Consider the following 24,544-nt stretch of genomic DNA (forward strand, 5'->3'; position numbering starts at 1 on the left):
ATGATCGAGAAAAAGCGTAAAAAATGCCCTTTTATGATTCATTTATTCGATGTTTAACCCCGGTGTTCACTTTCACTTCATCGCCTAACTGCATGACAACAAAGCATTTGGCTGGAACTGAGCGGCGTTTCCGGCGACCATGACGGCTTGGTCAAAACAAGCTCACCGCAGGAGTCCGCGTGTCGCAACAACAGCCTGATCTACCCCCCGAACTGCGCCCCTTGGCTGAAATGCCGTTGTTGAAGCGGCTTGCCGCGCGCCTGTTCGGCCATGGCCTCACCCGTTTGCGTGCGCAGCATCGATTTTCCTGGTTGCATGGCCAGGCCGACGGCTTTCGCAGTGGGCATGAGGCGGGCGTTGAGTACGGTTACCGTGAGGGTAGGGCTGATGGCATCGAGGAGGGCCGACAAGTCCTGCTGATTCGTGACTTTCGCCCCGATGAGCACCGTGCGCCAGGCATAGATGACAGCCTGTTCGACGATTGGCGATTGCCGCTCACCGCAGAGGTGAAGAAGCGCATGAAGGCCGATGTCGCGCGCCTGCTGCCAGCCCATGCGCAGCCAAGCGCGGCGCAATGGAAGATGATCTTCAGCGACACCCCCTCGACCTCGGTGATTGCGGGGGCCGGCGCTGGCAAGTCGACGTCCCTGGTGCTGCGCATCCTGCTGCTCAGCCATTACCTGGGCTTTGAACTGAGTTCGATGACGGTGGTGACGTTCACCCGCGAGTCGCGCAAGGACTTCATCAACAAACTCATGGAAATTCTCAACCTGTGGGGCCAACCCCTTGGCAGCAAGGAAGCCCAGGCGCTGGTGCGCACCTTTCACTCGCGCATCCTGCCCATGGTGCGCAGCCTGCCGGGTTTTGAGCGGCTGCAGGCCTTTGAGAACCTCAGCGGTGGTTTTGAAGACGCCGACAGCAACGCCTTCGACCTGCGTATCAGTGACGCCCAGCGCCAGCAGATGAACGCTTGTTATCACCGCTTGTATGGCCGCCATCAGCGTTTTCGCGAGTTGATTGCACCCTTGGCCCGCCATGGCCTTCAGCTCAAGGAGCTGGAGCGCGATCATCCTGACGTGCAAAAGCGTATGGCCGTGACTGAATTGGCCGCCAAGCGCGATGAAGAACTCTGTGATGTGATTGAGGACCTGTGGTTTCGCGCCGGTGCCTGGCCGATCAAAGGTATCGAACCCAGCCGTCAGACCTTTGAAATCAACGGCGCGCGATTTCATTGCCACGGCTACATCCCGGAGCTGGACGCCTGGGTGGTACTGGGGTTCGATGGGCGTGAAAACCCGCAGATCAGTCGGCCGAATTCGAAACTCTCGGTGCGTGCAGAATGGGCAGTAAAGCGCACGTTGTTTCAAGCTTTCTGTAATAAGCCACTGATATGGCTGGATAATTACGAATCTTCAAAGCGCCTTTTGAGCAGTCTGGGCGGCGATGCCACGGCCGGGCCAGGCTTCGATTACAAGGTTAAAGGCGAACTCGCCTCGGCGCCCCTGTTGGACAGTTTTGTCATGGCAGCCGGGTTTATCGAGAACCTCGGCCTGGATGTCCCCACGGCGGTTGGCCAGATGAGTTTTGCCAAGGACGACCCGGATCGGCTGTTCTTCGAGGCCCTGAGCATTTTCTGGAAGGCGCTGGAAGATCACCTGCTGGAACAATCGCCGCCGATCATGACCTACAACCGGATGTTCTCGCTGTTTGGCGAAAACACCCCGGAGAACCTCAAGCTGCTGAGTGATCCCTTGTTGCGGCCGATGTCGCACTTGATGATCGATGAATTCCAGGACGTATCGCCGCAGATCGTGTCCTGGATCCGCGCCAGCCTGCGCGAAATCCGCAGCCGTGGGCCGGCCATGCACGTCGGGCGCGCAGCCCAACGCTCATCCTTGCTGTGCGTGGGGGATGACTGGCAATCCATCTATGGCTGGCGCGGCAGCTCGCCCAAGTACTTCATGGAGTTCAACAAGGAGTTTGTTTCGCCCAGCACCACCCGCGTGATGCTGGGCGAGAACTACCGCAGCCACCAGCACATCATCGACGCTGCCGAACATATCGTCCGTAGCGCGCCGGCCATCCCGGGCAAGAAGGCCAAGGCCAGTGGCGAGCCCAAGGTATTGGTGCCCGTCACGGTGTTGGAGCGTGACGACGCGGCACTGGGGCAGCGGTTGCTCGAGCACTATCAGCGGGGCGATTCGATCCTGATGCTTTATCGAAAAAGTAGCGATAAGTTATTGATTCAAGAGCATATTCAGTCTGTAGTTAATGTGGATTCTAGCTCGGCGCCTCAGGCGCGCAGGCTTAAACAGCTGACTTATCACAGTGCCAAGGGCTTGCAGGCGGATGCGGTGTTCTTGCTGGGCGATTGTCAGCATGTCACCAGCTCGCCGTACAAGAATCAGGTCTATCGCATGGCGGGCTTGGGTAAGGATGGCGACAGTGAGCCTTATGACAATGCCCAGAGAGACGAGGTGTTGCGCCTGGCCTATGTGGGGATCACCCGGGCGGTCAGCCATTGCTATTGGTATGTGGAGAAGCCGGAAGGCCAAGGCGTGAATGTGCCCAGGGCGTCTGAGCGGGTGGATGGCAGGAAGGTGTTTTTTGATGATCAGCGTGCGCCGAAGGGGGCTGGCTGACCTGCGATGGCGGCCTGACAGCCGACGCCTATCTACCTGACACTCCACGATCCAACTGTGAGAGCGGGCTTGCTCGCGACGGCGGCCTGACAGGCGACACAGTTGGAACGAGGCGCCTGAGATCAAAAGCAGATCAAGAGCGACTCGCTTCGCATCGTGGTTACCGTCAGAGTGGGGCGGTTAGCCCCGCCTCACGCCCGCAACGAAACCGGCGGCACGAAACTCTCCAATTCATCCTCCACGGCCTCGATGATGCGCTCCACATCAGCCGCGTTCATCACCGTAGCGCACGGAATCCCCGCGATAGCGATCAACGTCTCGCCGCTGGCCCGGTCGAACAGGCGGGCGATCATGCTGCCGGGGGCGTCCATGCTGCCCTCGAAGCCCATGGGGTGAAAATGCCAGCGCATCAGCTGGCAGGCGTTGGGAAATGTCACTTTGTTCATGTTGCCCACCTTGTTCATTGAGCGCTTCCTTTAGCTCGCGGCAGGGGCCAGGACCTTCGCTGGTCATGACATCTAGGGCTTAAAAATAGCATTCGTTCGCAACTGCAAGGTGACTTTTTTGCGCCCGTTCGGCGGTTCTTTCGCCTGGTTTTGATATAGATCATGTCCTACAGAGGAATAGGCAAAAGGCCATTAGTCAGGCGCTCGATTTGACCATTGAAGGGGCGGGTAAACTTCGGCACTCTCAAATATTTTCTCCCGTCGTAGAGCCCAATATGCCCGACATCGCCCCAGACGATGAGTGTCAGAATTCCCACGCTACCGGCCAGTTGGTGCTGCGCCATCACCTGTGCTGGCGTCATCGCGATCTGGACGGGGTGATGGCTTACTACCATCCCGAGATCCAGTACCACGATTTTTTCCAGAACCGTGTGGTGGGCTATGCCGAGTTGCGCGAGTACTTGCAAGCCAGCATGCCCCGTGAGGCGGATGAGGCCATTGAACACACTGACCGCATCCGCGCCGATGGCGATACGGCGTTTATCCAGTACCGCATCACGTTGCGTGGCGGCCAGGGCCTGGTGTCGTTTCGTACCAGTGAGGCCATTACGGTGCGCGACGGGTTGATCTGGCGGGTGAATGAATATGCGTCCTTGGTGCACGAGCAACCCGCCCAGGCCCTGCGCCCTACGGTCAGCCGCCTGGGCCTGTCGCCCCAGCAGTTGGGTTATATGGCCAATGACCTGCAACAATATTTTGAGCGTCAGCAGCCGTATCTGGACCCGGAGCTGGATCTGCAGCGGGTCGCCAAGGCCTGTGGCTACAGTCGCAACCAGATGTCCTACCTGCTGAACCAAGTGCTGGGGCAGAGCTTCTATCGCTACGTCAACCAGGCGCGACTCCAGCATTTACTGGCCGCGCTGGACCACGCCACCGCGCCGGTCAAAGTTGATGAGTTGGCCTTTGCGGCCGGTTTCAATTCACTCTCGGCGTTTTACAGCGCTTTTCGCCAGCACACCGGGCAATCGCCCAAGGCGTACCTCAAACAAATTTCCCTGCGTGCACGCGCGCAAGACAGCCCCTGACACTGCACTCTAGGATCGGCCCTATCGAACCGAGGTAGGGGAAGCTGGCATGCCGGCATGGCGCAATATCAGTTTATGGATGGACCAGTTGGACGACCCGCTGTTAGCGCGTCCATCGCTGGAGCACGACCTGGACGTCAATGTGGCGATTATCGGCGCCGGCTACACCGGCCTGTGGACCGCCTATTACCTGAAGCGCCAGGCCCCCGAGCTGAAAATCGCGATCATCGAGGCACAGACTGCTGGGTTTGGCGCATCCGGTCGCAATGGTGGCTGGTTGATGGGCAACCTCTTGGGGGAAGACCGACTGCTGGCTGAGCTTGCCCCTCAGCACCGGCGCGCTTCGTTTGACCTGCTGCACGGTATCCCTGATGAAGTGGCCCAGGTGCTGGCCCGCGAAGGCATTGACTGCGACTACCGCAAAGGCGGCGCCTTGTATTGCGCCGCACGCTACCCCGAGCAGGAAGTCAGCCTGCGCCGCTATCTGGACAAGCTGTACGCCCAGGGCCTCACCGAAGACGACTACCGCTGGCTCAGCCCGCAGCAATTGGCCGAGCAGGTCCGCATTGCCAAGCCTTATGGCGGCATCTATGCCCCCCACGTCGCGACGATCAACCCGGCAAAGCTGGTGCGTGGCCTGGCGCGGGCGGTTGAGAACCTGGGCGTGATCATTTACGAAAACAGCCCCGTGACCCATTGGCAGTCCGGCGGCCTGCGCACCGCCAAGGCCAGCGTGCGCGCCGCCTGGGTGGTGCCTGCTGTCGAGGGTTACGCCAATACCTTGCCCCCATTGGGCCGCTACCAGTTACCGGTGCAGAGCTTGATCGTCGCCACCGAACCGCTGCCGGCCAGCACCTGGGCAGACATCGGGCTCAGTCAGGGTCAGGCCTTTGGCGAGAGCAGCCGACAGGTCACCTACGGCCAGCGTACGGCCGACAATCGTCTGGTCTTCGGCGCCCGTGGTGGCTATCAATTTGCCGGCAAGTTGCGGCACAACTTCGACCTGACCGACAGCGAAGTGGAGTTGCGTCGCTACCTGTTTGGCGAACTCTTCCCACAGCTGAAAAAGGCCAGGATTACCCATTCCTGGGGCGGCAACCTCGGCATGTCGCGCCGTTTTCGTCCGCACATGCTCTGTGACCACGCCACGGGCATCGCACTGTCCGGCGGCTATGGCGGGGAGGGCGTGGGCGCCACCCACCTCGGCGGCCGCACCCTGGCCGATTTGATCCTCGGCCGCGACACCTTGCTGACCCAACAACCCTGGGTGATTCGCGAAGGCGGCCTCAAAGCACTCAAGGCCTGGGAGCCAGAGCCGTGCCGCTGGCTGGGTTACAACGCGATCATTCGTAGTTTTGTCCATGAAGACCAGGTCTTGGCCAACCCCAACACTGCGCCCTGGCGCCGCAAGCTGGCAACTGGCGTTGCCGGTTTCATGGAAGGCTTCATGCACTGACTCGTTCCACCCACAGGGGAAAACCCATGAGCATCATGCAATTCAAAGACACGCTGAACACCCCACTACCAGATTCATCACCGGTGGCGGTGCCCCTGGGCGAGCCCATCGCCGTGGCCTCCACCTTGAGCGTGGAGCGCAACGATGGCGTCGAGACCGGCATCTGGGCCTGCACCCCGGGGCGCTGGCGTCGGCAGATCACGTCCCAGGAGTTTTGCCATTTCATCCAAGGGCGCTGCACCTTCACGCCCGACAATGGGGAAACCCTGCACATACAAGCCGGTGACGCACTGATGTTGCCAGCCAATAGCACCGGTATCTGGGATATCCAGGAAACCGTGCGCAAGACCTATGTCCTGATTCTGTAACGCTTTGATCCTTGATCGCCTGCCATAAAAACAGCCCTAAAACCGCCAGGAAATCGAACCATGAAAGCCATTGCCCTGTTGCCCTTGATGTTGGTGGCCTCTATCAGCCAGGCCGCCGAGACCGTGAAGATCTATAACTGGTCGGACTACATCGCGCCGGACACCACCAGGAATTTCCAGAAAGACACTGGCATCGGTTTCACCTATGACGTGTACGACAGCAACGAAACCCTCGACGGCAAGCTGATGACCGGTAAATCGGGCTATGACGTGGTGTTCCCCTCCAACCATTTCATGGCGCGACAGATCCAGGGCGGCGCCCTGAAAAAACTCGACAGGAGCCAGTTGCCCAACTGGAAAAATCTCAACCCCGTGCTGCTCAAGGCCCTGGAAGACAACGACCCCGGCAATGCCCACGGTTTCCCGTACCTGTGGGGCAGCACCGGTATCGGCTACAACATCGACAAGGTCAAGGCGGTACTCGGCGACAACGCCCCGGTGGATTCCTGGGACTTGATCTTCAAACCGGAAAACATGGCCAAGCTGCAAAAATGCGGCGTCGCCATTCTCGACAACGGCCCCGAACTGCTGCCAGCCGCGCTGAATTACCTGGGCTTGCCGCACCACAGCAAAAAAGCCGAAGACTACAAGAAGGCCGAGGCCTTGCTGATGAAAGTGCGACCTTACGTGGCGTATTTCCATTCCTCGAAATACACCGCCGATCTGGCCAATGGTGACATCTGTGTCGCCGTCGGTTTCTCCGGCGACATCCTGCAGGCCGAAAGCCGCGCCAAAGAAGCCAAAAACGGCGTGAATATCGGCTACAACATTCCCAAGGAAGGCGCGGCAATCTGGTTCGACATGGTCGCCATGCCTGTCGACGCACCGAATGACAAAGCCGGCTATGCGTTCATGAACTACCTGCTGCGCCCGGACGTGATGGCGAGTATCACCAACTACGTGCATTACGCTAACGGCAACGCGGCGGCCGACAGCCTGGTAGACCCGGCGATCAAGGCCGATACCAAGGTGTATCCCAGCGCGGAAATGATGGGCAAGTTATTTGCACTGCAAGCCATGCCGTTGAACATCGACCGGGTGCGTACTCGGGTTTGGAATACCATTCGTACGGGGCGTTAAATAACAGGAAAACAGCGCCACCAGGAAGGCCGATAAGTCATCGGTACTGGGTGGAATAAATAATCACGTCATAGTTAAGACATGTGATGTCAATTATTTGGAGTGGAAAGTGTTATTGCCTGCGTGAGAGATTTCAATCCGCAACGCGTAACACTTTCACATACACTCATGATCTGACAGGTGACTTATATGTCTTCCATACAAAGCCTTCCCACTGGCGGCACGTGGACCCAACCGGAAAACAGCCCGCCCACCTTACGCGGCACAGACCAGCGTGAGCGCCTCGAAGCCAGGCGTGGCGAGCCCTCGGTCCTCATCGGCGGTGGCGGTGGCGACCAGCTGGTGGGGCGCCAGGGTGAAAACACATTCAAATATGAAAAAAGTACCGACTCCCTTAGCGATGACCCTGACACCCTGTTGAATTTCAACCCCAAGGAGGATGAAATCGATGTGGCCGGGGTATTAAAAGACCACAACATCTCAGCTATTAATATTCAGCCAGGCCCGCCCGTGGAAGTGGGGGATGTGCAACTGACTCATGAGTTTGGCGTGAGCACTTTGACTATCAAGGTCAACCCTGAAGGGCCAAACTTTTCTATACGCGTTGATGGCGTAAATCTTTTGCCGCAGCATATTAATTTCTTTCATTCGGACTAAGCCTATGGGTTCTCCAAGTCATGCCCCAACGACTGAATGAATAACGAAAACAACTCGGGTTGCGACGAAATGTCCAGCTTGGCGTACAAATGCCTGCGGTGCACCTTGACGGTGTCCGGCGAGATCTTCAGGCGTTCGGCCATGGCCTTGGAGGAGAAGCCCCGCAACACCAGCCGGGCGATTTCCAGTTCGCGGTCCGACAGTACACCGCTGCCGAAATGACTCAGGGCATCGCGAATCTGGCTGTCCATGGCCGGTGCCCGCTCGGTGCTTTGCTGCCAATGCTGCTGCATGAGCGGCAACACCCAGGCCGACAGCGTGGTCAACAGCCCGGTTTCTTCAAAGCTGAAGCGCCGTTGCATGCCCAGTGACAACGACAGGGTGCCGGCGCCTGGCAATTGCAGGATCAATTGCACTTCGTCTTCCAGCACATTGTCATGGAAATAATTGAGGAAGTACTCACTCTGGCGAAAATGGTCCGGCGCCACTTCCTCCAGGCGGTATACGCCGCTGGCGTAGTTTTCCCGGCAGGCCTGGTAAAACGGGTCGAGCAGGTACAAGCCGTTGAGGTACACCAGCATCGACGCCGGCTTGCTGCTGGGCTGGGCGTCGTACTCTTCCAGGGCCTGGGGCGGGCCATCCAGCGGATAGAAAATCGCCAGGGCATTATCGAAGGGCAGGCATTGGTGCAATAACAGCACCAATTGCTTCCAGAACCGTTCGGTGCCGATCTGAGACAGGGTGCGGCCCAACCCCGCGTGCATACCGATTTCCCGGAACAGGTTCATCTCAACATCCCCACCCTCAAATGATCGGCCAAGGGTTAGGCTTCTGGGGGGCACCGTCAAGGGGAGTACGCCAATAGGGGAATTGGCCGACAGCCCCGCCAGCCGATAACGTCGTCACTGTCCAACGGGAAGCATATCCCGAGGAAAAATCATGTTTCGTTTCTGCCTCACACCAAAAACAACGACAGAGGATAACGATATGAGTGCTTCCCCCGCGCCCGATGGCGTGCTCAAGCCCACCCTGAGCGTCTTCGATGTAGTGGCCATTACCGTTTCAGCGGTAACGCCGGCCAGTTCCGTCTTCGTGATCGCCCCGTTTGCCATCCAGCAGGCGGGCAGTGGCGTGTTCCTGGCGTTTGTGATGGCGGCGTTGCTCGCGTTGATGTTTGCCTTCTGTTACGCCGAGCTCGGCCGCGCCCATAACAGCGCCGGTGGCGAGTACGTGTATGCCAAGCGCGTGTTTGGTGGCATGGCCGGTTACGCCACCTTCCTGACGGTTCTGGTGATGTTGCTGTTTATTCCGCCGGTATTGGCGACCGGTGCGGCGACTTATCTGAATAACGCTCTGGGCACGACATTCGACGCGCAAACTGTCGCCCTGGTGATCGTGGTATGCAGCTACGCCCTGGGCATCCTCAATATCAAGCTCAACGCCTGGATCACCGGCACCTGCCTGCTATTGGAAGTGGCGGCGTTACTGGTGATTGTGGTGATCGGCTTCGGTAATCCGGTGCAGCCGGCCAGTGTGTTGCTGCAGCCGCAAATCGTCGAAAACGGCGTGTTGCACCTGGCGCCCTGGGCGTTGGTGATCGGCGCCGTCGGCATCGGCCTGTTCTCGTTCAACGGCTACGGCCCGGCGGTGTTGCTGGCCGAAGACATGAAGTGCGGCGGCAAGGGCGTGCACAAGGCGGTGCTCTGGTCGTTGGGGTTGGTGGTGGTGATTGAGTTGGTGCCGATCACCGCGCTGTTGATCGGCGCGCCGTCCCTGAGCGAGATGATCAGCAGCCCCGACCCGATCGGCTACCTGTTGACCAGCCATGGCAATGAAACCCTGTCGCGGTTGGTGAGCGCCGGGATCTTCCTGTCGGTGTTCAACGCCATCGTTGCCATCGTGATCCAGATTGGCCGGGTGGTGTTCAGCAGCGGCCGCGATGCGTTGTGGACGCCTGGCATCAACAAGCTGTTCACGCGTATTCACCCGCGCTGGGACTCACCGTGGCTGGCGACGCTGTTTCTGGCGATCCCTTCGGCGCTGTTGAGCTTCAGCTCCAACCTGGCCGACCTGACCTCGTTCAGCGTTCTGCTGATCATGCTGGTGTACCTGGTGGTGGCGCTGAGCGCCCTGATGAGCCGGGTGCTGCTGCGTGATCGCGAGCATCCCTATCGCATGCCGTTATGGCCGCTGCCGGCATTGCTGGCGGTGCTCGGTGCCGGTTACCTGCTGGTCACCTTGATTCTTGAGGCCTCGGTACGCGACATCATGATCATCATCGGCTTGCTGGCCCTGTCGGTGATTTTGTATTGCATCAGTGGCCGGTTGAGTCCGGCGTTTCAGAAATTGTAAGGAGTGGGTATGCGTGCACGTCAATTGGGCATCACGTTGGGGCTGGGCATGCCCGGCGAATTGAATGCCATCACCGATGTTCCCGGGGTTCGCGTCGGCCATGCCACGCTCAAGGCACAGGTCGACGGCAAGCAGGTGCGCACCGGCGTTACGCTGATCCAGCCGCGTGCCGGGGAAGCGCGACATCAACCGTGTTTTGCCGGCTATCACGTGCTCAACGGCAATGGCGACGCCACGGGGCTTGAATGGATCAGCGAGGCGGGGCTGCTGACCACGCCGATGGCCATTACCAACACCCACAGTATCGGGGTGGTGCGCGACAGCCTGATCGCCCTGGAGCGCGAGCGTATGGCGGACCCGGCGGTGTACTGGTGCATGCCGGTGGTCATGGAAACTTATGACGGCCTGCTCAACGACATCTGGGGCCAGCATGTTCGTCCTGAGCATGTGCGCCAGGCCCTGGACCAGGCTGAAAGCGGCCCGGTGCAGGAAGGCGCGATAGGCGGTGGCACCGGCATGATTTGTCACGAATTCAAGGGCGGCATCGGCACTGCGTCACGGCGCTTGCCAACGGAGCAGGGCGGCTGGACCGTGGGCGTACTGGTGCAGGCCAACCATGGCAAGCGCCAGGAGCTGCGGGTCGATGGCTACCCGGTGGGCCGTCATTTGATGGACATTGCTTCGCCCTTTGCCGAGCGTGGCACTCCCGGCATGGGCTCCATCGTGGTGATCATCGCCACGGACGCCCCCTTGCTGCCGCACCAATGCCAGCGCCTGGCACAGCGCGCGTCCATTGGCATTGCGCGCACCGGCGGCGGTACCGAGGATTCCAGCGGCGACCTGTTCCTGGCGTTTGCCACCGGTAACCGTGATTTGCCGCCGGCCGACTATGGGCGCAAGGACCTGCCGCTCAGCACCGGCTTGCAGATGGTCAACAACGACCATATTTCGCCGCTGTTCAGCGCGGCGGCAGAGGCGGTGGAGGAGGCGATCATCAATGCCATTCTGGCAGGTGAAGACATGACCACCCAAGACGGTGTCACGGTGCCGGGCCTGGCTGGCGAAACCCTCTTGGCAGCCCTGCAACTGTGTGGCTGGAGTATGTCCCGGTAATGGGGGACAGTGCACTTTAATAGTGCGAATAGTGGCTCTTTAATGTTGCTAATGACACCGTGACAATATATTGGATCCATTAATCAAGTGGGCCGCTCACTTAGAGTGGCTTTACTTGTATTTAATATTTAAATAGTGGTGTGCGCTGATTTGGCCACACAAACGCAACGGCCCCCAACAAACACTGCGTGCGACTTCTTCAACTTGAACCTGCGTCACAAGTGTGCGATGGAAATAGATGTAGACGAAAGATTTCAAGTTGTGTCAGTTTTCTTACGCCTTCAAAAGAGGTGAGTGATAGGACTATCCTCGCCCGCGAGGTTCCTATCGAACAAAGACTGATGCACTTGCAAACAAGGAAGTACGTTTATGTCAAAAGTAAAAGACAAAGCTATTGTATCTGCCGCGCAAGCCAGCACTGCTTACTCGCAAATCGATAGCTTCAGCCATTTGTATGACCGTGGCGGCAACCTCACGGTCAATGGCAAACCGTCCTACACCGTAGACCAGGCAGCGACCCAGCTGCTGCGGGATGGTGCTGCGTACCGGGACTTTGATGGCAACGGCAAGATCGATCTGACCTACACCTTCCTCACCTCGGCTACCCAGAGCACCATGAACAAACATGGCATCTCGGGGTTCAGCCAATTCAACACCCAGCAGAAAGCACAGGCCGCACTGGCCATGCAATCCTGGGCGGATGTCGCCAACGTGACCTTTACTGAAAAGGCTTCCGGCGGTGACGGCCACATGACCTTCGGCAACTACAGCAGCGGCCAGGACGGCGCCGCGGCCTTCGCTTACCTGCCCGGCACCGGTGCGGGCTACGATGGCACCTCGTGGTACCTGACCAACAACAGCTACACGCCGAACAAGACCCCGGACCTGAACAACTATGGCCGGCAGACCCTGACCCACGAAATCGGCCACACCCTGGGCCTGGCTCACCCTGGCGACTACAACGCCGGGAACGGCAACCCGACCTATAACGACGCCACCTATGGACAGGACACGCGTGGCTATAGCCTCATGAGTTACTGGAGCGAGAGCAACACCAACCAGAACTTCAGCAAAGGCGGTGTCGAGGCTTACGCTTCCGGCCCGCTGATCGACGACATCGCCGCGATCCAGAAGCTCTACGGTGCCAACCTCAGCACCCGCGCCACGGACACCACCTACGGGTTCAACTCCAACACCGGGCGTGATTTCCTCAGCGCCAGTTCCAATGCCGACAAGCTGGTGTTCTCGGTATGGGACGGTGGCGGCAACGACACCCTGGACTTCTCCGGTTTTACCCAGAACCAGAAGATCAACCTCACTGCCACCTCGTTCTCTGATGTGGGCGGCCTGGTGGGCAACGTATCCATCGCCAAGGGCGTCACCATCGAGAACGCGTTCGGCGGTTCGGGCAACGACCTGATCATTGGTAACCAAGTCGCCAACACCATCAAGGGCGGGGCCGGCAACGACCTCATCTACGGCGGCGGCGGTGCGGACCAGCTGTGGGGCGGCACTGGCAGCGACACTTTCGTGTACGGTGCCAGTTCCGACTCCAGGCCAGGGGCTGCGGACAAGATCTTCGACTTCACCTCCGGTTCGGACAAGATCGACCTGTCCGGTATCACCAAGGGTGCGGGCGTGACCTTCGTCAACGCCTTTACCGGGCATGCCGGCGATGCTGTACTGACCTATGCCTCAGGTACCAACCTGGGCACCTTGGCGGTGGACTTCTCCGGGCACGGCGTGGCGGATTTCCTCGTCACCACCGTTGGCCAGGCGGCTGCCAGTGACATCGTAGCCTGATGTAAAGCGCGCGGTGCTTCGGCGCCGCGCTCCAGGCCGGAGTTGGATATGCCACGTTTTTCCCATTTGATCGCCTGTGTTGTGCAGGTGTTGTTCGTGTCGGCAGGAGCCCACGCAATGGCTAGCAGTCTTGTATTACCCACCTCCGCGCAGCTTGCCGGGCAGTGGGAGCTGAAGCAGCAGGATCAGGTGTGCGCGCTCAAGTTAGTGGAGCAAGCCAACGCCCTGGAGGGCGATATCGCCTGTGCCGAGCAATGGCTGGGCGACAAGCCGCTGACGTGGTCGCCCACCCCGGATGGTATTTGGCTGTTTAACGCTGAAGGCTCAGGGATCACCCATTTGAATCGCCAGAAAGAGGGCGACTATCAAGCCCGCACTAAAGCGGGCGAAGTTGTAAGGCTGCAACGAAAACTTTAATTAAAAGTTATAAGCATATAACTCGATTTGTTAGGCGGCCGTACCCTACTTGGTAGGGGTGACCCTTTTGCGTAATTCGCTGCAAGGAAAAACAATTAATATGGCGAAGTCCCATGGGGTGGCGCCCTTATTCAGGGCGTTGGGTGAATACAAGAGTATTTTGATCAGCGTTGGCTGTTTCACGGCATTGATTAACCTATTAATGCTGGTGCCCTCGATTTACATGCTGCAAGTGTATGACCGGGTGTTGTCCTCCCAGAATGAAACCACCCTGGTGATGTTGACGCTGATGGTCGTGGGCTTCTTTGCGTTTATCGGCCTGCTGGAAGTGGTGCGCAGCTTTATCGTGATCCGCATTGGCAGCCAGTTGGAGCGACGTTTCAACTTGCGCGTGTACAAAGCCGCGTTCGAACGCAACCTGCAGCGCGGCCAAGGGCACGCCGGGCAATCCTTGGGCGACCTGACCGCTCTGCGCCAATTCATCACGGGGCCAGCGCTGTTCGCGTTTTTCGATGCGCCCTGGTTCCCGATCTACCTGTTCGTGATTTTCCTGTTCAATGTGTGGCTCGGCGTGCTGGCCACGGCCGGCGCGGTGCTGTTGATTGGCCTGGCGTGCCTTAACGAATACCTGACCAAAAAGCCATTGGGCGAGGCCAGCGGTTATTCGCAGCAGTCCACCCAACTGGCCACCAGCCATTTGCACAACGCCGAAACCATTCAGGCCATGGGCATGCTCGGTGCGCTGCGCCAACGCTGGTTTGGCGTGCATTCGCAGTTCCTGGGCTTGCAGAACCAGGCCAGCGACACCGGTTCGATCATCACCTCCTTAAGCAAATCCTTGCGCCTGTGCCTGCAATCCTTGGTGCTGGGCCTGGGCGCCTACCTGGTGATCAAGGGCGACATGACCGCCGGCATGATGATCGCAGGCTCCATCTTGATGGGCCGCGTACTCAGCCCCATCGACCAACTGATTGCAGTGTGGAAGCAATGGAGTTCGGCCAAGCTGGCCTATCAGCGCCTCGACGAACTGCTGCGCGAATTCCCGCCAGAGGTCGAGCACATGGCCTTGCCTGCGCCCAACGGCCAAGTCAGTTTCGAGCAGGTCAGCGCCGGCCCGCCGGGGCGGCGCATGGCGACCCTGCATCAGGTCAGCTTTAACCTGGCCGCCGGTGAAGTGCTGGGCGTGCTCGGCGCGTCCGGTTCCGGTAAGTCCACCCTGGCTCGCGTGCTGGTGGGCGTGTGGCCAACCCTGGCCGGTACCGTACGCCTGGACGGCGCGGATATTCACCGCTGGAACCGCGACGACCTCGGCCCGCATATCGGCTATTTGCCCCAGGACATCGAGCTGTTCAGTGGCAGCATCGCCGACAACATCGCGCGCTTTCGCGAAGCCGACCCGGAACTGGTGGTCAAGGCCGCGCAACAGGCCGGCGTGCATGAACTGATCCTGCGTCTGCCCCAAGGCTACGACACCGTGCTGGGCGACAACGGCGGTGGCTTGTCCGGCGGCCAGAAACAACGCGTGGCCCTGGCCCGCGCCCTGTACGGCGGGCCGCGCCTGATCGTGCTGGACGAACCCAACTCCAACCTCGACACCGTCGGCGAAGCCGCATTGGCCAGCGCCATCATGCAGATGAAAGCCCAGGGCAGCAGCGTGGTGCTGGTCACCCATCGTTCCTCGGCATTGGCCCAGGCCGATAAGTTGCTAGTGCTCGGCGAAGGCCAACTGCAAGCGTTCGGGCCCAGTCAGGAGGTGCTGCGGGCGTTGTCCGGGCAGCAGGAAGCGCCGAAAGAAAAAACCGGTGTCAGCTTCAGCCGTCACTACCAGGCCGGAAGGAATCCAGGCGCATGAGCAGCCTTACCGTTGAACCTCAAATCAAAGAACGCGATGCCGGCTTTTTCGTAAAAATGGGCTGGGTGATGACCATCGTCGGTGCCGGCGGGTTTTTCCTCTGGGCCAGCCTCGCACCGTTGGACCAAGGCATTCCGGTCCAAGGCACCGTGGTGGTGTCCGGCAAGCGCAAGGCGGTACAAACCTTCAGCCCCGGCGTGGTCAGCCGCATCCTGGTGAAAGAGGGCGAGTTGGTCAAGCAAGGCCAGCCGCTGTTTCGTCTCGACCAGACCCAGAACCAGGCCGATGTGCAATCGCTGCAAGCCCAGTACCGCATGGCCTGGGCCAGCGTGGCGCGCTGGCAGAGCGAGCGTGACAACCTCTCCAGCATCACCTTTCCTGCAGAACTGAGTGCCAACCCCGATCCGGCCTTGATGCTGGTGCTAGAAGGTCAGCGCCAACTGTTCAGCAGCCGTCGCGACGCGTTTGCCCGTGAACAAGCCGGGATCCGCGCCAGCATCGAGGGCGCCAACTCTCAGCTAAGTGGTATGCGCCGTGCCCGCAGTGACTTGACCGCCCAGGCCCAATCTCTGCGCGCGCAACTGAGCAACCTGCAACCCTTGGCCGACAACGGCTACATCCCGCGCAACCGCCTGATGGACTACCAGCGCCAGTTATCCCAGGTGCAGCAGGACCTGGCGCAAAACGCCGGTGAAAGCGGCCGGATAGAGCAGGGCATTGTTGAGTCGCGGCTCAAATTGCAGCAGCACAGCGAGGAATATCAAAAAGAGGTGCGCAGCCAATTGGCCGACGCGCAACTGCGCAGCCTGACCCTTGAACAGCAACTGACCTCCGCCGGCTTCAACCTGCAACACAGCGAGATCAACGCGCCGGCCGATGGCATCGCGGTCAACCTCAGCGTGCACACCGAAGGCGCCGTGGTGCGTGCCGGTGAAACCCTGTTGGAGATCGTGCCCCAGGGCACACGCCTGGAAGTGGAAGGGCACCTGCCGGTGCATTTGGTGGACAAGGTCGGCACACACTTGCCTGTCGACATCCTCTTCACCGCCTTCAACCAAAGCCGCACGCCACGGGTGCCGGGCGAAGTCAGCCTGATCTCCGCCGACCAGATGCTCGATGAAAAGACCGGTGCGCCGTACTACGTGCTGCGCACCAGCGTCAGCGAGGCGGCGATGGAAAAACTCAACGGCCTGGTGATCAAGCCCGGCATGCCCGCCGAGATGTTCGTGCGCACCGGCGAGCGTTCGCTGCTCAACTATCTGTTCAAGCCGCTGCTGGACCGCGCCGGCTCTGCGTTGACTGAGGAATGAGCATGAAGCCAGTGTTCATTTCGCTGTTGCTGGTGTGTGGCAGTGCCCAGGCCGCGATGGGGCCCTTCGATGTGTACGAGCAGGCGCTGCGCAACGACCCGGTGTTCCTCGGCGCCATCAAGGAGCGCGACGCCGGCCTGGAAAACCGCACCATTGGCCGTGCCGGCTTGCTGCCGCGGCTGTCCTACAACTACAACAAGGGCCGCAACAATTCCGAAGCGCACCTGCCCGACGGGCGCGGCGGTAGTTACCGCGACGACCGTAACTACAACAGCTATGGCTCGACCTTCAGCCTGCAACAGCCGTTGTTCGACTACGAAGCCTATGCCAACTACCGCAAGGGCGTGGCCCAGGCGCTGTTCGCCGATGAAAGCTTTCGCGACAAGAGCCAGGCGTTGCTGGTGCGGGTGTTGAGCTATTACACCCAGGCGCTGTTTGCTCAGGACCAGATCGACATCGCCAGGGCCAAGAAGAAGGCGTTCGAACAACAGTTCCAGCAGAACCGGCATTTGTTCCAGCAAGGCGAGGGCACCCGCACCGATATCCTTGAAGCCGAGTCGCGCTACGAGTTGGCCACCGCCGAAGAGATCCAGGCCCTGGATGAGCAGGACGCCTCGCTCCGGGAGTTGGGCGCATTGATCGGTGTGCAAAGCGTCAACATCAACGACCTGGCACCGCTGAACCAGAGCTTTGCCGCGTTCACCCTGACCCCGGCCAACTACGACACCTGGCATGAGTTGGCGCTGACCAACAACCCTGTGCTGGCTTCGCAGCGCCAGTCCCTGGAAGTGGCGCGCTATGAAGTGGAACGCAACCGTGCCGGGCATTTGCCCAGAATCACCGCGTATGCCACCTCGCGCAAGCAGGAGTCCGACAGCGGCAACACCTATAACCAGCGCTACGACACCAACACCATCGGCGTCGAAGTGAGCATGCCACTGTATGCCGGTGGCGGTATCTCGGCCTCCACCCGCCAGGCCAGCCGCGCGATGGAGCAGGCGGAGTACGAGCTGGAAGGCAAGACCCGGGAAACCCTGATCGAATTGCGTCGCCAGTTCAGTGCGTGCCTGTCGGGCGTGAGTAAGTTGCGCGCCTATCAGAAAGCGCTGGCATCCGCCGAGGCGCTGGTGGTGTCGACCAAGCAGAGCATTCTCGGCGGCGAGCGCGTCAACCTCGACGCACTGAACGCCGAACAGCAGTTGTACAGCACCCGCCGCGACCTGGCCCAGGCGCGTTATGACTACTTGATGGCCTGGACCAAATTGCACTATTACGCGGGCAACTTGCGTGACACCGACTTGGCCAAAGTGGACGAAGCCTTCGGCCCGGATGGAAAACTGTAGGAGCGAGCTTGCTCGCGAAAAACGTCAACGATGACGTGGACATCCTGGCTATACGCGGTGCCAGTGAGTTCTTCGCGAGCAAGCTCGCTCCTACAGGGGGAATAACAATAATAGGGAGTGTGCACATGATCACCGATTCACCACGTTTCAAACCCTTCACCGCAGGTTCCTTGCTCTTGCTGTCCGTTGCGGCACAGGCGCAATACACCGAGACCGGCCAACCGGGTAACCCCGCCAGTTGGCGCTCCGCCGAGTACCAGAGCGACTGGGGACTGGGCCGCATGAAGGCCGATGAAGCCTACGCCGCCGGGATCAGCGGCCAAGGCGTGAAAATCGGTGCGCTGGACTCAGGGTTCGATACCAATCACCCGGAAGCTTCCAAAGACCGTTTCCACCCGGTCACCGCCACGGGCACCTATGTCGATGGCAGCGCCTTCAGCACCACGGGCGCGCTCAACCCGAACAATGATTCCCACGGCACCCACGTCACCGGCACCATGGGCGCCGCCCGCGACGGCGTGGGTATGCATGGCGTTGCTTACAACGCGCAGGTCTATGTGGGCAACACCAACGCCAACGACAGCTTCCTGTTCGGCCCCACGCCAGACCCCAAATACTTCAAGACCGTGTACACCGCTTTGGTGGACTCCGGCGTGCGCGCCATCAACAACAGCTGGGGCAGCCAGCCCAAGGACGTCAGCTACCAGACCCTGGACAACATGCATGCGGCGTACGCCCAGCATTACAACCGTGGCACCTGGCTGGACGCGGCCGCGGACGTGGCCAAGGCCGGTGTGATCAACGTGTTCAGCGCCGGCAACAGCGGCTATGCCAACGCCAGCGTGCGCTCGGCCTTGCCGTATTTCCAGCCGGAGCTGGAAGGCCACTGGCTGGCCGTGTCCGGGTTGGATAAGGCCAATAACCAGAAATACAACAAATGCGGCGTCGCCAAGTACTGGTGTATTTCTACCCCCGGCGCGCTGATCAACAGCACCATTCCTGACGGGGGGTATGGGGTGAAGTCCGGCACCTCGATGTCAGCGCCCCATGCCACCGGCGCGTTGGCGCTGGTGATGGAACGTTATCCCTACATGACCAACGAGCAAGCCTTGCAGGTGCTGCTGACCACCGCCACGCAGCTCGACGGCTCGATCACCCAGGCGCCCAACGCCATTGTCGGCTGGGGCGTGCCTGACCTGGGCCGGGCGATGCACGGTCCTGGGCAACTGCTCGGGCCCATGGAGGTCAACCTGGCCGCCGGGCAGGGCGATGTGTGGAGCAACGGCATCTCCGACCAGGCGCTCATCCAGCGCCAGGCCGAGGACCGCGCCGAGCACACGGCCTGGCAGCAAACTCTGATCGACAAGGGTTGGCAAAACGGCGTGGGTGCCTCTGCCAGCCAGCAGGACCAGACTGATTACGCCATCGGCAGTGCCCGCGACCAAGCGGCGGCCCAGCGTGTGTACGAGGGCAGCCTGATCAAGGCCGGTGCCGGTAGCCTGGTGCTCAGCGGCGACAGCACCTATCGCGGTGCGACCCTGGTCAACGGCGGTCTGTTGGCGGTCAATGGCTCGCTGACTTCAGCAGTGACGGTCAATGACAGCGGCACCCTCGGCGGTTCCGGGCGTATCGCCGCGTTGTCGGTAAACAACGGCGGCCGTGTGGCCCCGGGTAATTCCGTGGGCACCTTGCAAGTGGCAGGGGACGTAAACCTCGGCGCCGGCTCGACCTATGCCGTGGAGCTGACGCCCACCAGCAGTGACCGCATTGTCGCCGGTGGCCAGGCGATTCTTGGCGGCGGCACCGTCACACTGGCGCTGGAAAACAGCCCGACCTTGCTCAGCCAGAGCGAGGCCCAAAGCCTGATCGGCCGGCAGTACTCGATTCTCGAGGCGGCGGGCGGCATTCAGGGCCAGTTCGGGCAAGTGCTGCCCAACTACCTGTTCCTCGGTGGCACCCTCGACTACGCCGCCAATGCCGTGCAACTGAACGTGGGGCGCAACGACGCCAGCTTCGCCAGCGTCGGCGCGACCCGCAACCAGCGCAACGTCGCGGTGGCTGCTGAGCAATTGGGCGCCGGCAACCCGGTGTATGAAAGCCTGCTGCAGTCGCAATCGGTTGCCGTGGCCCAGCAGGGCTTGCAACAACTGTCCGGGGAAATCTACCCGGCTGTGGGTGCGATGCTGATCAACGACAGCCTGCAACTGCGTAACGCCGTGGGCGAGCGCCTGCGCCATGTGCCAGTGGCCGGTGAAAGCAACCTGTGGTTCAAAGTACTGGGCGCCTGGGGCAAGACTGATAGCCGCACTGAAACGGCGGGGTCCACCACCTCCATCGGCGGCCTGTTGGCGGGTGTGGACGGCGCGCTGGATGAGCAGACCCGCGTGGGTGTGGTTGCCGGCTACAGCGACAGCTCCTTGAACATGGGCAGCGGTACCCATTCATCGGCGTCCATCGACAGCTACCACTTTGGCGCGTACGCCGGGCGCGAGCTGGGTGACTGGCGCCTGAGCGTCGGCGGTGCCTACAGCTGGCATCGCGGCGACGTGAAGCGCGACCTGCAATGGGGGGATGTCAGCGGCAAGCAAAAAACCAAGCTGGACGCGACCACGGCGCAGGTCTTCACCGAAGCCGCGTACCGCATCCGCCTGCAAGCGGTGGCCCTGGAGCCGTTCGCCAACCTGGCCTATGTGCATCTGAACAGCGAGTCCTTCCACGAAAAAGGTGATGCCGCTGCCCTGGAACGCGGCAGCGACCGGCGTGATGCGGTGCTCAGCACCCTCGGTGTGCGCGCCCTGAAAACCCTGGCCCTCAATGACCACCAGCAACTGGACCTGTCCGGTTCGTTGGGCTGGCAACACAGCCTGACGGCGGTGGAGTCAGAGGAACACCTGGCGTTTGTCGCCGGCGGGCCTTCATTTGCGGTGCGCAGTGCGCCATTGCTGCGCGACGCTGCCCTGGTGGGCGTGCAGGCCAGCCTGGCGTTGAATGCGTCGACGCGGGTCAACCTGGATTACAACGGCCAGCTGGGTGGGCGCGCGAAAACCCAGGGCGTGGGCTTGAGCCTGAACTGGCAGTTCTGAAGACACCGTGAACCTGATCGTTCCCACGCTCCGCTGATCGTTCCCACGCTCCGCGTGGTAACGCCTCTTGTGACGCTCCGCGTCACGCTTTGGGACGCAGAGCGTCCGGGGCCGCATTCCCACGCGGAGCGTGGGAATGATCAGCGGCGGTGTTCTGGAGAAAGTGATTTACACACGTGCAATAAGAAAACTAAGGAAGGTCACCGTGAAAAAAAGCAAGTCAGGGTTAACTACCGCCATCCACACAGGCCCGGGCTATCCGCTCAAGGCGCTGAGCTGCGTGCCATACGGCGCGTTGCTGTGTTGCCTGGCAAGCCTGGGGACCGCCCAGGCTGCACCCTATGTGGAAACCGGCAAACTGGGCGACGCCGCCAGCTGGCGCAGCAATGAGTTCAAGGCCGACTGGGGCCTGGGCGCCGTGCACGCCGACACCGCCTATGCGGCTGGCTATACCGGCAAGGGCGTCAAGCTGGGGATCTTCGACCAGCCGGTGTACGCCCAGCACCCGGAGTTTGCCAGCCCCGACAAGGTGGTGACGATTGTCACCGAGGGCATTCGCCAATACACCGACCCGTATATCCCGGTGAAGGCCGGCGACGCGTTCCGCTACGACGGCACGCCGTCCAAGGACTCCAACGGCAAGCTGGGTAACCACGGCACCCATGTCGGCGGCATTGCGGCCGGTAACCGCGATGGCGGGCCGATGCACGGCGTGGCGTTCAACGCACAAATCCTCACCGCCGAAAACGGTGACCCGGGCCCGGAAGACGGGATCATCCTCGGCAACGACGGCGCCGTGTACAAGGCCGGCTGGGATGGGCTGGTCGCCAGTGGCGCGCGTATCATCAACAACAGCTGGGGCATCGGCATCGGTGATCAGTACGCCAAGGGCGGCCGCGATCCGGCGTTCCCCAATTTCACCGTCAACGAAGCCCAGGCGCAGTTCAATACCATCAGGCCGATCCTTGGCACCCTAGCAGGTGGCGCGTACCAAGGCGCCATCGACGCGGCCCGCAGCGGTGTGCTGACCATCTTTGCTGCAGGCAATGACTACAACCTCAACAACCCGGATGCGATTTCCGGCCTTGCGTATTTTGTGCCAGAGATCGCGCCTAACTGGCTGTCCGTCGCGGCCCTCCAGCAGAACCCGAATACGGCAAGCCCCGATCCGTATGTGATCAGTACTTTCTCCTCGCGTTGTGGCTATGCGGCGAGCTTTTGCGTGTCGGCACCCGGCACCAAGATCTACAGTTCGATCATCAACGGTACCGACCTGAGCAACCTCACCACCGACTGGGCCAACAAAAATGGCACCTCCATGGCCGCACCTCACGTGGCAGGCGCCGCAGCGGTGCTGATGGAGCGCTTCCAATACATGAGCGGCGACCAGATCTCCACCGTGCTCAAGACCACCGCCACCGACCTCGGCGCGCCGGGCATCGATTCGCTGTATGGCTGGGGCATGATCAACCTGGGCAAGGCGGTCAACGGCCCCGGGATGTTTATCACCGCTGAGGATATCCCGGCCGAGTTCCGTATCGACGGCGCCTACGGCAGCGGCCAGTTCGTCGCGGACCTGCCGGGTGTCGGCGCGGTGGTGGATGCCGGCAAACCCACCCAGCGTGTGTGCGATGACCTGCACTGCGGGCGGGATGTGTGGAGCAACGACATCTCGGGCCATGGCGGCCTGACCAAGCAAGGCATCGGTACCTTGGTGCTCACCGGCGCCAATACTTACAGCGGGCCGACGCTGGTCAACCAGGGCTTGCTGGCAATCAACGGTTCGGTCACCTCCGACGTTACCGTCAGCCAGAGCGGTGTGGTCGGTGGTTCGGGGCGTATCGGTTCGCTGAGCGCGAAAAGCGGCGGCACCGTGGCGCCGGGCAATTCCATCGGCACCTTGAACGTGGCGGGCAACGTCAACTTTGAACCGGGTTCGACCTACGCGGTAGAACTGTCGCCCACCAGCAGCGATCGCATCGTCGCCGGCGGCACGGCCACCCTCAACGGCGGCACCGTGACTCTTGCCCTGGAAAACAGCCCGACCTTGCTGAGCGCCACCCAGGCCCAAAGCCTGATCGGCCGTCAGTACAACATCCTGCAAGCGGCAGGCGGCGTCACCGGTAGCTTCGCGGCAGTGGTGCCCAATTACCTGTTTGTCGGCGGCACCTTGAACTACGCCGCCAACGGTGTGCAGCTGGATGTGGCACGCACTAACAGCTTCGCCAGCGTGGCGGCTACGCCGAACCAGCGCGCCGTGGCCGCCGCCGCCGAGCAATTGGGCGCAGGCAATGGCGTGTATGAAAGCTTGCTGCTGGCACCCACGGCCGCTTCGGCTCAAGGCGCGTTCCAGCAACTGAGCGGGGAGGTATACCCGGCGCTGGAAACCGCACTGGTCAATGACAGCCGCTACGTACGCGAAGCGGTGGGCGAACGCCTGCGCAATGGCGAGATGGGCGCTACCAGCCAAGCCATCGACAGCCGTGGCAACGTGTGGGTCAAGGCACTGGGTGCATGGGGCAAGACCGACAGCCGCAACGACACGGCGGGCTACACCACCTCTATCGGCGGCATGCTCGCCGGTGTGGACGGCGCCCTCGATGAGGCCACACGCATCGGCCTGGTGGCCGGCTACAGCGACACGTCGCTGAACATGGGCAGCGGCACCCACAGCCGCGCCTCGGTCGACAGCTATCATTTCGGCGCCTATGCCGGGCATGAAATCGGCGCCTGGCGCCTGAGTGGCGGCGCGACCTACAGCTGGCACCGCGCCGATGTCAAACGCGACCTGCAATACGGCGACGTCAGCGGCAAGCAAAAAGCCAAGGTCGATGCCCACAGCACCCAGGTATTCACGGAGGCGGCGTACCGTATCAACCTGCAACCGCTGGCCCTGGAGCCGTTCGCCAATCTGGCCTACGTGCACCTGGACACTGACAGCTTCAAAGAGAAGGGCGACGCCGCCGCGCTGAGAAGTGGCGACGACAGCCGTGACCTGGTGCTCAGCACCCTGGGTATGCGTGCCTTGAAGACCTTCAATATCAACGACCATCAGCAACTGGAAGTCTCCGGCACCCTGGGCTGGCAGCACAACCTGAGCAGCACCGATTCGGAGCAGCACCTGGCGTTTGCCTCGGGCGGCCCGTCGTTCACGGTGGAAAGTGCGCCAATGGTGCGCGATGCCGCGTTGGTCGGAGCACGGGTCAGCCTGGCATTGAGCAAGGATGCGCGGGTGAACTTCGATTACAACGGCTTGCTGGCCAGCAAGGAGAAGGTGCACGGCGTCGGCTTGAGCCTGGACTGGGCGTTCTAAAGCTTCAAAAACCCCTGTAGGAGCGAGCTTGCTCGCGAAGATCATCAACGATGACGCGTTCCACCTGAAGGAACGCGGCGCACTTGAGTTTTTCGCGAGCAAGCTCGCTCCTACAGGGGGGTAACGGATAACAGGTGTTTTGGCTTTCTCTACAAATCCAACAA

The 24,544-nt window shown here is 60.9% G+C and carries 17 protein-coding genes; 15 read left to right on the forward strand and 2 right to left on the reverse strand.

Annotated elements, in window-relative coordinates; genetic code table 11:
• Positions 1 to 179 precede the first annotated feature (179 nt).
• Positions 180 to 2,642, forward strand: coding sequence for a UvrD-helicase domain-containing protein (locus BT199_RS12030; RefSeq protein ID WP_014718394.1), 2,463 nt, complete (start codon positions 180 to 182; stop codon positions 2,640 to 2,642).
• Positions 2,643 to 2,833: 191 nt separating this feature from the next.
• On the opposite strand, the gene BT199_RS12035 is transcribed toward BT199_RS12030, so the two are convergent.
• A complete protein-coding gene (locus BT199_RS12035; RefSeq protein ID WP_014718395.1) occupies positions 2,834 to 3,106 on the reverse strand; it encodes a DUF1652 domain-containing protein in 273 nt (90 codons plus the stop codon).
• A gap of 257 nt (positions 3,107 to 3,363) precedes the next feature.
• On the opposite strand from BT199_RS12035, the gene BT199_RS12040 reads away from it, so the two are divergent.
• The 5 genes from BT199_RS12040 (at position 3,364) to BT199_RS12060 (ending at position 7,794) form a co-directional block, all read left to right on the forward strand.
• Positions 3,364 to 4,173, forward strand: coding sequence for a helix-turn-helix transcriptional regulator (locus BT199_RS12040; RefSeq protein WP_014718396.1), 810 nt, complete (start codon positions 3,364 to 3,366; stop codon positions 4,171 to 4,173).
• Between the two features lie 49 nt (positions 4,174 to 4,222).
• Positions 4,223 to 5,629 carry an NAD(P)/FAD-dependent oxidoreductase gene (locus tag BT199_RS12045; protein WP_072434548.1) on the forward strand — a complete coding sequence of 469 codons (1,407 nt, stop codon included), beginning with the start codon at positions 4,223 to 4,225 and terminating at the stop codon, positions 5,627 to 5,629.
• A 26-nt stretch (positions 5,630 to 5,655) separates the two neighbouring features.
• Positions 5,656 to 5,997, forward strand: a complete 342-nt coding sequence (locus BT199_RS12050; protein ID WP_014718398.1) for a cupin domain-containing protein — start codon at positions 5,656 to 5,658, stop codon at positions 5,995 to 5,997.
• Positions 5,998 to 6,057: 60 nt separating this feature from the next.
• Positions 6,058 to 7,137, forward strand: a complete 1,080-nt coding sequence (locus BT199_RS12055; protein WP_014718399.1) for a polyamine ABC transporter substrate-binding protein — start codon at positions 6,058 to 6,060, stop codon at positions 7,135 to 7,137.
• Between the two features lie 189 nt (positions 7,138 to 7,326).
• On the forward strand, positions 7,327 to 7,794 hold the full coding sequence (locus BT199_RS12060) for a M10 family metallopeptidase C-terminal domain-containing protein (protein ID WP_014718400.1): 468 nt from the start codon (positions 7,327 to 7,329) through the stop codon (positions 7,792 to 7,794).
• Between the two features lie 2 nt (positions 7,795 to 7,796).
• Here BT199_RS12060 and BT199_RS12065 read toward each other — a convergent pair whose 3' ends face one another.
• Positions 7,797 to 8,582, reverse strand: coding sequence for a helix-turn-helix transcriptional regulator (locus BT199_RS12065; RefSeq protein ID WP_014718401.1), 786 nt, complete (start codon positions 8,580 to 8,582; stop codon positions 7,797 to 7,799).
• A gap of 199 nt (positions 8,583 to 8,781) precedes the next feature.
• Between BT199_RS12065 and BT199_RS12070 the strand changes: the two genes are divergently transcribed.
• The 9 genes from BT199_RS12070 (at position 8,782) to BT199_RS12110 (ending at position 24,380) form a co-directional block, all read left to right on the forward strand.
• Positions 8,782 to 10,146, forward strand: coding sequence for an APC family permease (locus tag BT199_RS12070; protein ID WP_014718402.1), 1,365 nt, complete (start codon positions 8,782 to 8,784; stop codon positions 10,144 to 10,146).
• 9 nt (positions 10,147 to 10,155) lie between these two features.
• A complete protein-coding gene (locus tag BT199_RS12075) occupies positions 10,156 to 11,259 on the forward strand; it encodes a DmpA family aminopeptidase (protein ID WP_072434549.1) in 1,104 nt (367 codons plus the stop codon).
• Positions 11,260 to 11,628: 369 nt separating this feature from the next.
• Positions 11,629 to 13,062 carry a serralysin family metalloprotease gene (locus BT199_RS12080; RefSeq protein ID WP_014718404.1) on the forward strand — a complete coding sequence of 478 codons (1,434 nt, stop codon included), beginning with the start codon at positions 11,629 to 11,631 and terminating at the stop codon, positions 13,060 to 13,062.
• A 48-nt stretch (positions 13,063 to 13,110) separates the two neighbouring features.
• Positions 13,111 to 13,479 carry an AprI/Inh family metalloprotease inhibitor gene (locus BT199_RS12085; RefSeq protein WP_014718405.1) on the forward strand — a complete coding sequence of 123 codons (369 nt, stop codon included), beginning with the start codon at positions 13,111 to 13,113 and terminating at the stop codon, positions 13,477 to 13,479.
• Between the two features lie 100 nt (positions 13,480 to 13,579).
• A complete protein-coding gene (locus BT199_RS12090; RefSeq protein ID WP_014718406.1) occupies positions 13,580 to 15,331 on the forward strand; it encodes a type I secretion system permease/ATPase in 1,752 nt (583 codons plus the stop codon).
• Complete coding sequence (locus BT199_RS12095; RefSeq protein WP_014718407.1) at positions 15,328 to 16,641, forward strand: HlyD family type I secretion periplasmic adaptor subunit; 1,314 nt, start codon at positions 15,328 to 15,330, stop codon at positions 16,639 to 16,641. Before BT199_RS12090 ends, BT199_RS12095 begins: the two co-directional genes overlap by 4 nt.
• 2 nt (positions 16,642 to 16,643) lie before the next feature.
• On the forward strand, positions 16,644 to 17,984 hold the full coding sequence (locus BT199_RS12100) for a TolC family outer membrane protein (protein WP_003191155.1): 1,341 nt from the start codon (positions 16,644 to 16,646) through the stop codon (positions 17,982 to 17,984).
• A gap of 125 nt (positions 17,985 to 18,109) precedes the next feature.
• Positions 18,110 to 21,067, forward strand: a complete 2,958-nt coding sequence (locus tag BT199_RS12105) for an autotransporter serine peptidase EprS (protein WP_072434550.1) — start codon at positions 18,110 to 18,112, stop codon at positions 21,065 to 21,067.
• A gap of 205 nt (positions 21,068 to 21,272) precedes the next feature.
• Positions 21,273 to 24,380 (forward strand): autotransporter outer membrane beta-barrel domain-containing protein, encoded by a 3,108-nt coding sequence (locus BT199_RS12110; RefSeq protein WP_019820082.1) that lies wholly within the window; start codon positions 21,273 to 21,275, stop codon positions 24,378 to 24,380.
• Positions 24,381 to 24,544 lie beyond the last annotated feature (164 nt).

This window comes from Pseudomonas sp. NFR02 (assembly GCF_900119375.1).
GTDB lineage: Bacteria > Pseudomonadota > Gammaproteobacteria > Pseudomonadales > Pseudomonadaceae > Aquipseudomonas > Aquipseudomonas paracarnis.